Annotated in this window: 11 protein-coding genes and 1 riboswitch; all 11 genes read left to right on the top strand. The window is 43.4% G+C overall.

Going from position 1 to position 9,491, the window contains the following annotated elements:
* Nucleotides 1-194 precede the first annotated feature (194 nt).
* A complete protein-coding gene (locus tag V7783_RS18010; RefSeq protein ID WP_335679891.1) occupies nt 195-623 on the top strand; it encodes an FKBP-type peptidyl-prolyl cis-trans isomerase in 429 nt (142 codons plus the stop codon).
* 25 nt (nt 624-648) lie between these two features.
* Nucleotides 649-1,263, top strand: a complete 615-nt coding sequence (locus tag V7783_RS18005; protein ID WP_335679890.1) for a histidine phosphatase family protein — start codon at nt 649-651, stop codon at nt 1,261-1,263.
* A gap of 18 nt (nt 1,264-1,281) precedes the next feature.
* Nucleotides 1,282-1,424, top strand: a riboswitch (cobalamin riboswitch).
* Nucleotides 1,425-1,508: 84 nt separating this feature from the next.
* Nucleotides 1,509-2,339 carry an ABC transporter ATP-binding protein gene (locus tag V7783_RS18000; RefSeq protein ID WP_335679889.1) on the top strand — a complete coding sequence of 277 codons (831 nt, stop codon included), beginning with the start codon at nt 1,509-1,511 and terminating at the stop codon, nt 2,337-2,339.
* Nucleotides 2,332-3,327 (top strand): FecCD family ABC transporter permease, encoded by a 996-nt coding sequence (locus tag V7783_RS17995; RefSeq protein WP_335679888.1) that lies wholly within the window; start codon nt 2,332-2,334, stop codon nt 3,325-3,327. The genes V7783_RS18000 and V7783_RS17995 overlap by 8 nt, the downstream gene beginning before the upstream one ends.
* Nucleotides 3,328-3,331: 4 nt before the next feature.
* Nucleotides 3,332-4,396, top strand: coding sequence for a nicotinate-nucleotide--dimethylbenzimidazole phosphoribosyltransferase (gene cobT, locus V7783_RS17990; RefSeq protein WP_335679887.1), 1,065 nt, complete (start codon nt 3,332-3,334; stop codon nt 4,394-4,396).
* Nucleotides 4,396-5,205: an adenosylcobinamide-GDP ribazoletransferase gene (locus tag V7783_RS17985; RefSeq protein ID WP_335679886.1), complete on the top strand. Its 810-nt coding sequence runs from the start codon at nt 4,396-4,398 to the stop codon at nt 5,203-5,205. Before cobT ends, V7783_RS17985 begins: the two co-directional genes overlap by 1 nt.
* Nucleotides 5,202-5,729, top strand: a complete 528-nt coding sequence (cobU, locus tag V7783_RS17980) for a bifunctional adenosylcobinamide kinase/adenosylcobinamide-phosphate guanylyltransferase (protein WP_335679885.1) — start codon at nt 5,202-5,204, stop codon at nt 5,727-5,729. Before V7783_RS17985 ends, cobU begins: the two co-directional genes overlap by 4 nt.
* Nucleotides 5,729-7,231, top strand: a complete 1,503-nt coding sequence (locus tag V7783_RS17975; protein ID WP_335679892.1) for a cobyric acid synthase — start codon at nt 5,729-5,731, stop codon at nt 7,229-7,231. Before cobU ends, V7783_RS17975 begins: the two co-directional genes overlap by 1 nt.
* Entirely contained in the window at nt 7,215-7,814 is a 600-nt protein-coding gene (cobO, locus tag V7783_RS17970; protein WP_335679884.1) for a cob(I)yrinic acid a,c-diamide adenosyltransferase, read from the top strand. The genes V7783_RS17975 and cobO overlap by 17 nt, the downstream gene beginning before the upstream one ends.
* Nucleotides 7,814-8,671: a cobalamin-binding protein gene (locus V7783_RS17965; protein ID WP_335679883.1), complete on the top strand. Its 858-nt coding sequence runs from the start codon at nt 7,814-7,816 to the stop codon at nt 8,669-8,671. The genes cobO and V7783_RS17965 overlap by 1 nt, the downstream gene beginning before the upstream one ends.
* On the top strand, nt 8,668-9,330 hold the full coding sequence (ung, locus tag V7783_RS17960) for a uracil-DNA glycosylase (RefSeq protein WP_335679882.1): 663 nt from the start codon (nt 8,668-8,670) through the stop codon (nt 9,328-9,330). The genes V7783_RS17965 and ung overlap by 4 nt, the downstream gene beginning before the upstream one ends.
* The last annotated feature ends 161 nt before the right edge of the window (nt 9,331-9,491 follow it).

Here is a 9,491-nt window from a genome sequence, read left to right as displayed (position 1 = left end):
ACTCGCAAACTCGCAAACTCGCAAACTCGCAAACTCGCAAACTCGCAAACTCGCAAACTCGCAAACTCGCAAACTCGTAAACTCGTAAACTCGCCCTTTTTATCAGACATAAGCAAACTCATTATAACACTTGCGTTTAATATTCTATTTATGCGATAAACCATTTTATTTATAATATAAATAAGCGGGTTCACGTGGGTCGTAAAAAAACAACCAAATCAAAGGGCTCTTCAGGGCTCAATCGTAAAAACAGTGAAAGTTTTATTGCTAAGTTTAGTGCTCACCCTGATACTCAACTATGTGATTCAGGTTTAATGTATAAAGTTATTGATGAAGTGTCAGGCGAACGGGTAACTGACCTAGATACAGTTGTTATCAATCAACGTATTATGCTGGCAGATGGCAGTGTTATTGCAGACAGTTATAAAGCAGGTATGCCTGAAGTGTTTGCATTAGCTGAGGCAATTGAAGGGTTACGCGAGGGGATTTTACTGATGTCGGTAGGGTCTCGTTATGAGTTTGTTATCCCTGCTGAACTGGCATGGGGCCGTAAGGGGAATGGCGGTAAAATTGGTGCTAATGCGGTACTTCACTTTGATGTGCGTTTAATTCGTTTAGCTTAAGCTAACTATTTGTTCGAAGGATATTATGAAACCATTCTCTAGCCGTGTTTATTTATTGCGCCATGGAGAGCTTGCTGAGCAGGGAGTGTTGGCAGGTCATACCGACTTTGCTTTAAGCGAAATTGGAGTCGAGCAGCTAAATATTGCCTGTGCTGAACTTGTGAATATTGAGCGCATTATTAGCTCTACACTGAAACGTTGCAGCGTATTTGCTACAGAGCTTGCGAATCGCCAACAAATTCCACTTATCCTAACGGATCAAATCCGAGAGTATAACTTTGGCGACTGGGATGGTTGTAAATATGAATATTTATGGCAACAAACGCATAGCCCAAGCATTGGTGATTTTTGGCAAGATCCCTGGCAGGTTACTCCTCCTGCTGGAGAGCCTATGGCTGATTTTTACCAGCGTGTTGCGATATGGTGGCAAACTTTGCTCGTTGATATTGCTAAAACTCAGACTCAAGCGCAGTTGGTGATAACACATGCAGGAGTGATCAAGCAGCTGCTCGCTATAATTTGTCAGTTACCTAAACAGTCTCAGCAGCAAAATATATTTTCTATAGGCTATGGCAAGCTCATTTGCATTGATATTTTTATTGATGACACAGGTACAGCATGGCCGAAAATTGCCTTTTAACTGTTTTTAGCCATCTAGAAAGATATTCATTGAAATATTTACTCACCTGCCCATAATAGAGCCTTATGTATTTTGGAATGGGGTGAAAGTCCTCAACTGTTCCCGCAACTGTAAGTCACCAGAGTGATAAGTCAGATACAAAATACGTTAATTTGAATCAAGGAGCGGGTTAACTCTTCTATTATCACCATGAATGTTATGGTTTGTAGTGCTGTGGGTTTACTATCGCGAGAGAGAATAACACATTGCATACACCTGACGCAGCGGCGCCTCCTTTACTTAAAATCACCAACTTATCCTGGTCTGTAGCCAATACTGCTATTTTGCAAGATATCGATTTTTCGATAAAAGCAGGGCAGTTTGTTGGTTTACTCGGCCCTAATGGCGCAGGTAAATCAAGTTTGTTACGTTGCTTATATCGTTATAGCAAACCACAAAATGGTGAGGTGCAATTTGCCGGGCACAATATTTGGCACTTGAGCGCTGATGAGTATGCCAAGCAAGTTGCTGTTGTACTGCAAGAGACGCCTTCGCAATTTAATTTGTCAGTGTATGATGTTGTCAGCCTAGGCCTTACGCCGCACAAAAGTTTATTTAGCGCTACCACAAAAGCCGATCAACAAGTTGTTTTACAAGCGATAGAACAAGTTGGTTTAAGCCATCATTTAATGCAAAACTTTGATTCACTCTCAGGGGGCGAAAAACAGCGGGCATTAATTGCAAGGTCAATAGTCCAAGGCCCTAAGTTATTAATAATGGATGAGCCAACTAGTCATTTAGATATCAAGTATCAAATTCAATTAATGGAACTGGCCAAGTCGCTAAATGTGACGATTTTGGCGTCGTTTCATGACCTGAATCTTGCTGCAAGTATGTGTGATCAATTATTAGTACTCAAGCAAGGCCAGTTAGTGGCATCAGGGACGCCAGAGCAAGTGATCACAGAGAAAATGCTCAGCGATGTATTTGGGGTGTGCGCTGAAGTGTCGCAGCATCCGCAAAGCCAGCAATTACATAAAGTGATCCCGCGTATTACTTATTTTTATGGTTATCAAGCGGGAGTAAACAATGGCTAGTAATCACTCCTTTGCAGTTATTACAGCGTTGGTATTCGCTGGTGTGAGTATTTTTGTGGCGTTAAGTTTTGGGGCTGCGCCGAGTAAATTTATTGACGTATACCACAGTATTATTGGCCAAGGACATGACTCGTTTATTGAACGGATCATCTGGCAATTACGCATGCCACGCACGTTACTCGCTTTTTTAGCCGGTTCAGGTTTAGCAATTGCGGGGTTAATTTTGCAAACCGTCACTCGCAATCCATTAGCAGACCCTTATTTATTTGGTATCTCATCAGGCGCATCATTTGGTGTGGTGTGCTTTATTACAATCACCGGCGTGAGCGCTGGTATCACTATGTCTGCGGCCGCTTTTGTTGGCAGTTTATTGACTATGCTATTACTGGTTTTTATTGCCGGGCGTACTGGGCGCGGGCAAGTTGAAACCATGCTATTAGCTGGTGTGGCGTTATCATTTTTATTTAGCGCATTTACCAGTTTGCTATTGTACTTTAGTGATCCACAGGCGATCACGGCTATTTTATTTTGGACTTTAGGAAGTTTTGCTCGTGCTCAGTGGGCAACGCTCTGGCTACCTGCTTTAGTTATTTTAAGCTGCACGGCAGTAATGATGGGCTTTCGCCGTCAACTCAATGCCATGCTACTAGGTGATGAAAGTGCCGTGACCCTTGGTATTCCAGTGCAACGTTTTCGACTATTAATGTTGATACTTAGCTCGTTGATCACCGCAGTATTGGTGGCTATGTGTGGTGGAATTGGTTTTGTAGGTTTGATGATCCCACATATTGTGCGCTTTTTTGTCTCCCAAGGTACACCAAGCGGCTTAATCATGACCGCGGTTGTTGGCGGCACATTTATGGTTTGGGTTGATGTGTTATCACGTATTTTGCTAGCAAATCAAGAGTTACCTATTGGGGTGATCACGTCTGCAATCGGCAGTGTGTTCTTTTTATCGTTACTTTATTTTCGCAAGCGAGCAACTTAGTTAAATGTTTAATATACCTACAATCACCAACCAATATAGCAGTTTAATTGCGGATAAAATTAATCATAAAACCAAACCCCTTGGCGCACTCGGGAAGTTAGAGCAATGCGCCACACAACTGGTGACTTTGTTTAGCCAAAACGTGGCTGACGAGCATGCGTTTAAAGCATTCACGCCTTGTATTACTAAGCCTACTTTATTGGTTTTTGCAGGGGATCATGGTGTGGCAGTCCAAGGTGTATCGATCGCGCCCAGTGATGTAACCTCACAAATGGTTGCTAACTTTGTCTGTGGTGGCGCCGCCATTAATGTATTTTGCCAACAACTCGGCTGGCAATTAGAAGTGGTTGATTGTGGCATTTTACATCCAGTCACAGCGCCGAGTGTGCACAATTGTCGTTTAGGTAACATAACCAAGCCATTAAATATTGAAATGGCGATGACGCCTATGCAAGTGCAGCAAGGTTTTGATAATGCTAAACAGCTTATACAACAGCTTAGTCAGAAAGGTTGTAATACAGTCGCGTTTGGCGAAATGGGCATAGGTAACACCACCAGTGCTGCAGCACTTATGGCAGCGATACTTAATTTACCCGCGCAGCAGTGTGTAGGTAAAGGCACAGGGGTGAGCGATGAGATTGTACAGCGGAAAATAACTGTAGTAGAGCAAGCGCTGGCATTGCATAAATCACACCTTGCTGATCCAATAACTTTACTTGCTGCATTAGGCGGATTTGAAATTGTACATATTACCGGAGCAATGCTTAGTGCTGCTGAGCAGGGCATGGCTGTGGTGGTCGATGGGTTTATTTGTAGCGCCGCTGCTATGGTTGCTATTGCGATTAACCCAGCGGTTAAAGACTATTTAATTTTTGCGCATTGCTCAAATGAGCAAGGTCACCAACTGATGTTAGACGCATTAAATGTTACCCCACTACTCCAACTTGATTTACGGTTAGGTGAAGGTACTGGCGCTGCGTTGAGTTTGCCGTTATTGCAAGCAGCACTTGGTTTTTATAATCAGATGGCCAGCTTTGCTGATGCCGGTGTTGAGCAGGTTGTAAGTTAATGCAGTCAAGGACAAACGCAGTTACGCAAGGGCAGCTGCTGTTACTAGCAATTAGTTTTTTAACCCGTGTACCAGTGCCACTAAACTTTACAGTAACGGGTGCTCATTTAAATCAAGCAAGCCGCTACTTTGCCTTGGTGGGATTATTACTCGGTGGATTGTTGGCACTGGCATATAGTGTTTTTCAGCTGTTGTTACCACCGTCAATAAGCCTATTACTAATGATGGCTGTGGGGCTGTTATTAACTGGAGCTTTTCACGAAGATGGTTGGGCTGACGTTTGGGATGGTTTTGGTGGTGGTTGGCAGATAGAACAAAAGCTTGAGATTATGAAAGACAGCCGCCTTGGCACCTATGGTGCGGCGGCATTATTTATCATACTGCTAGTGAAATTTCAGAGCCTCCTTTTTCTCAGTGACTCAGTACTAAGTGAGACAACGCTAAGTGTGCTAAGTGCAATTGTGATTGGGCAATGCCTAAGTCGTGCCGTCGCAACAAGCTTAATATTTAGTATGGATTATGTAAGTGCCGATGCCACTTCAAAAGTAAAACCGCTTGCGATGCATTTATCGGTCACCAGTTTAGTTACTTTAGTTTTAACTGGTGCAGCTCTACTGATCTGTTTCATTGCGTTTGGCGTAATGCTATGGCAAACCGCTACAGTGATTATCGCCGTGTTATTGCTCCTAAGGCTGCTATTAATCTACTGGTTCAAGCAGCAATTAGGTGGCTACACCGGCGATTGTTTAGGCGCGGCGCAACAGCTAAGTGAAGTGGTTATTTATCTTACTTTAGTGAGTTTATTATGAACCATAAGCACACCCTTATTTTAGGCGGCGCGCGCAGTGGTAAAAGTCGCTTTGCCGAGCAGTTAGCAAAAGCCAGTAATAAAACGGTTATTTACCTTGCCACTGGGCAAGCCCTTGATAGCGAAATGCAAGCGCGTATTGCCCATCACCAAAAGCAGCGACCGGCAAATTGGTCGTTGGTCGAAGAGCCAATTGCTTTAGCAAAGGCGTTACAAACGCACAGTACTCAAGACAATTGTATTTTAGTTGACTGCCTAACCTTGTGGCTAAGTAACTGTTTATGCCACAACAATAGTAATTGCTGGCATGAGCAAAAAGCAGCGCTGTTAACGGCCCTTGAATACTTACCTGGGCAGGTTATTTTTGTCAGCAATGAAGTGGGCCACGGTATTGTGCCGCTTGGTGAATTAAGCCGTGAGTTTGTGGATGAATCGGGTTGGCTGCATCAAGCCATTGCAGCTAACGCAGAACGCGTTGAATTTATAATGGCAGGTCTTGCCTTAACATTAAAAGAGCAATCATGATGAAAACATTAATGGTGCAAGGCACAACATCAGACGCCGGTAAAAGCACCTTAGTGGCGGCGCTATGTCGGGTGTTTGTCGAGCAAGGCATTAAAGTTGCGCCATTCAAACCGCAAAATATGGCTCTAAACAGCGCTGTAACCGAAGATGGCGGCGAGATTGGTCGTGCGCAAGCATTACAAGCAATTGCCGCTAAAGTAGCGCCACGGGTTGATTTTAACCCTATTTTACTCAAACCAAACAGTGATACTGGCGCGCAAGTGATCATTCACGGCAAAGCGATTAGTAATATGGAAGCGCAGGCATATCACGATTATAAAAAAGTAGCGATGGATGCAGTGCTTAGCTCGCAACAACGTTTAAGTGAAGAGTTTGAGCTGTTAGTGGTTGAAGGCGCAGGCAGCCCTGCTGAAATCAACCTGCGTGCCGGTGATATTGCCAATATGGGTTACGCTGAAGCGGTTGATTGCCCTGTAATTATTATTGCTGATATCGATAAAGGCGGGGTGTTTGCACACTTGGTGGGCACGTTGGCTTTGTTAAGTGAGTCAGAGCAAGCGCGAGTAAAGGGCTTTGTGATCAATCGTTTTCGCGGTGATATTGCATTACTGCAAAGTGGCTTAGATTGGCTTGAAGAGTACACAGGTAAACCTGTCTTAGGAGTGTTGCCGTATTTGCATGATCTCGCCTTAGATGCCGAAGATGCGGTCGCGATAGATAACCAAGTTAGCCAAGCAAAAATTAAAATAGCTGTTTTACTATTACCACATATTAGCAATCATACTGATTTTGATGCACTGCGCTTAAACACTCAAATTGATATTAATTACATTCGTCATACTCAAACTATTCCTGAAGTTGATCTGATCATCATCCCTGGTAGTAAAAATGTGATCAGTGATTTAGCCTTTTTAAAAAATGAAGGCTGGGGGGAGCAAATTAAACGCCACTTACGTTACGGTGGCAAGTTACTCGGTATTTGTGGAGGGTTGCAAATGCTGGGAACCGATATTTTTGACCCTAAAGGTGTCGAGTCAAGCCAAACTCATTGTGCAGGTTTAGGATTCGCTGACTTTGTAACTCAGCTTGGACAACAAAAAGTACTCACCCAAGCACAGGGCATGATCACTTTGCTGGGGCAGCAGGCTAAAGTCTTGGGCTATGAAATACATGCTGGTAGTAGTGCAGGCCCAGCACTGGATAAGCCTTTTTTAAAATTTACTGAGCATCCTAACAATGTTGCGCAAGATGGTTTTATATCAAAAGATAATTGCGTAGCAGGCACTTACTTACATGGCTTGTTTGATAGTAGTGAAGCCACGCAATTAATACTGGATTGGGTATTGCCAAATAGTGGTATAACTCAATTAATCGACATAGACACCCACCGCGAGCAGCAATTAACGCGCTTAGCAACTATGTGTAAAGAATATTTAGATCTAGACAAAATCACACAAATTTACCAGAACTGGGAAGGAGTTAATCATGAGCGACACAAATAACGACAAACACCAACAACGCCAACAAAAAGTAAAAGATAAAGTAGATGAACGCATTGCTGCGGCGCAGACAGAAAAAGGCGTTTTTCAAGTGATCACCGGTAACGGTAAAGGTAAATCGACCTCCGGCTTTGGTACCGTAACCCGTTGTGTGGGCCATGGCATGAAAGCTGCCGTGTGCCAGTTTATTAAAGGCACTTGGCCCTGTGGAGAGCGCAATGTATTGCAAGGAGCAGGGGTTGAATTTGCAATTATGAACACCGGTTTTACCTGGGAGACGCAAAATAAAGAATCAGATACCGCAGCGGCGCAAGCGACTTGGCAAGAAGCTAAACGCATGCTTGCTGATGAATCAATTAATTTAGTCTTACTTGATGAAATTACTTATATGATCACTTATGGCTACATTGACTTAGATGAGGCGTTAGAGGTGATTGCAAATCGTCCGCCAATGCAATCTCTAATCATAACTGGGCGCGGCGCGCATCGTAAATTAACGGAGTTAGCCGATACAGTAAGCGAAGTACGTAATGTTAAACACGCGTTTGATGCCGGCGTCAAAGCGCAAATAGGATTTGATTACTAATGGCCAGGCTTAGGTTTATACTCGTTTTATCGTTGGCTCTATGCTGCTTTAAGCTCGTGGCTGATCCTAACAAGCAGCAATTAAGAATCGTCGCGCTTGCACCACATATTGTTGAAAACCTCTATACCATCGGTGCAGGGGATCAAATAGTTGGCACTGTTGAATATGCTGACTTTCCCGCTGCAGCAAACGATATTGTACGCATTGGTGGTCATCAAGGCATTCAGCTTGAGAAGCTATTAGCACTCAAACCTGATTTAGTTTTAGCTTGGAAAACCGGTAGCAAAGCGGAAGATTTAGCCCGAATCGAAGGTTTTGGTATTGAGGTTTCTTACAGTGACGCCAGTGATGTAAATAAAGTACCAAACGAGTTACGCCGTTTAGGGGTACTCACTGGGCGTGAGCAAGCGGCTGAGCAGGCGGCAATTGAATTTGAAAATAAAATTGCAGTCATTAAAGCCAAATATAGCGACAAGAGCAGTATTGCGGTGTTTTACCAATTGTGGCCAGAGCCTATGATGACGGTAGGGAAAAATACTTGGATCAATCAATTAATTGATATTTGCCAAGGGCGTAATGTATTTGCAAACAGCCGCACGGATTACCCGCAGATCAGCATTGAAAATGTGGTTGTAGCGAAGCCTGAAGTAATAATATTACCAGATGAAAAATCACAGCAGCAACAAGCGGTGATTGATTGGTCGCCATGGCCCGAAGTGCCAGCGGTAAAAAATAATCAATTTTTGCATGTAAATGCTGACTTATTACATCGTTTTACCACGCGAATGCTCGATGGGCTAGATGATATGTGCATGAAAATTGATGCTTCACGAGTCGTAATGAAGGAGCCTCAATGAGTAATTGGCAAGATTTTTTAAAAAACGAATGTGCAAAACCTTATATGCAACAGACCCTTGATACCGTTGCGCAAAAGCGTAGTCAGGGTATTGCTGTATATCCACCGCAGTCGCAGGTCTTTAGCGCATTTGAAGCAACACCGCTTGCTAACATAAAAGTAGTGATGCTCGGGCAAGACCCTTATCACGGCGAAGGTCAAGCGCATGGTTTGTGTTTTTCAGTATTGCCAGAAGTCGCTAAACTACCGCCGTCATTAAAAAATATTTATAAAGAGCTGGCGACAGATATTGCCGATTTTAAGATACCAAACCATGGCTATTTACAAGGTTGGGCTGAGCAGGGCGTATTCCTACTAAATACAGTGTTGACTGTTGAGCAAGGGCAAGCACACTCACACAAGCACTTAGGGTGGGAGCAGTTTACTGATCAAGTGATTGCCCATATTAATCAGCATTGCGAAGGTGTGGTGTTTATTTTATGGGGTGCTCATGCGCAAAAGAAAGGTAAAGGTATTGATAGCACAAAGCATCATGTTTTAGCTGGACCACATCCATCGCCGTTGTCGGCTCATCGTGGCTTTTTTGGTTGTCAGCATTTTTCTAAAACCAATCAGTTATTAACCCAGCAAAGTAAAATAGCGATCGATTGGCAAGTTTAATAATTGTAGGTGCGGGTTTATCCCGCGCAGATTTGAGGCTTTGTCGCGATGTAAAATCGCTGCTACACAAATTGTAATTCAATGCATGTAGGTGAGCCTGCGAAAAATGTAACTCATTTAATAAAAAACAAAGGCCCTTACAGCTAAGTAAGGGCCTTTTA

The sequence above is a fragment of the Pseudoalteromonas sp. genome (assembly GCF_036960685.1).
Lineage (GTDB): Bacteria > Pseudomonadota > Gammaproteobacteria > Enterobacterales > Alteromonadaceae > Pseudoalteromonas.
This window is presented reverse-complemented; position numbering and strand designations above follow the sequence as displayed.

Coding starts and splice junctions, on each gene's coding strand:
- cobO (WP_335679884.1), top strand. CDS start 7,215: ATGAGCGACACAAATAACGACAAACACCAACAACGCCAACAAAAAGTA.
- V7783_RS18005 (WP_335679890.1), top strand. CDS start 649: ATGAAACCATTCTCTAGCCGTGTTTATTTATTGCGCCATGGAGAGCTT.
- V7783_RS17975 (WP_335679892.1), top strand. CDS start 5,729: ATGAAAACATTAATGGTGCAAGGCACAACATCAGACGCCGGTAAAAGC.
- cobT (WP_335679887.1), top strand. CDS start 3,332: ATGTTTAATATACCTACAATCACCAACCAATATAGCAGTTTAATTGCG.
- ung (WP_335679882.1), top strand. CDS start 8,668: ATGAGTAATTGGCAAGATTTTTTAAAAAACGAATGTGCAAAACCTTAT.
- V7783_RS17965 (WP_335679883.1), top strand. CDS start 7,814: ATGGCCAGGCTTAGGTTTATACTCGTTTTATCGTTGGCTCTATGCTGC.
- V7783_RS17995 (WP_335679888.1), top strand. CDS start 2,332: ATGGCTAGTAATCACTCCTTTGCAGTTATTACAGCGTTGGTATTCGCT.
- cobU (WP_335679885.1), top strand. CDS start 5,202: ATGAACCATAAGCACACCCTTATTTTAGGCGGCGCGCGCAGTGGTAAA.
- V7783_RS17985 (WP_335679886.1), top strand. CDS start 4,396: ATGCAGTCAAGGACAAACGCAGTTACGCAAGGGCAGCTGCTGTTACTA.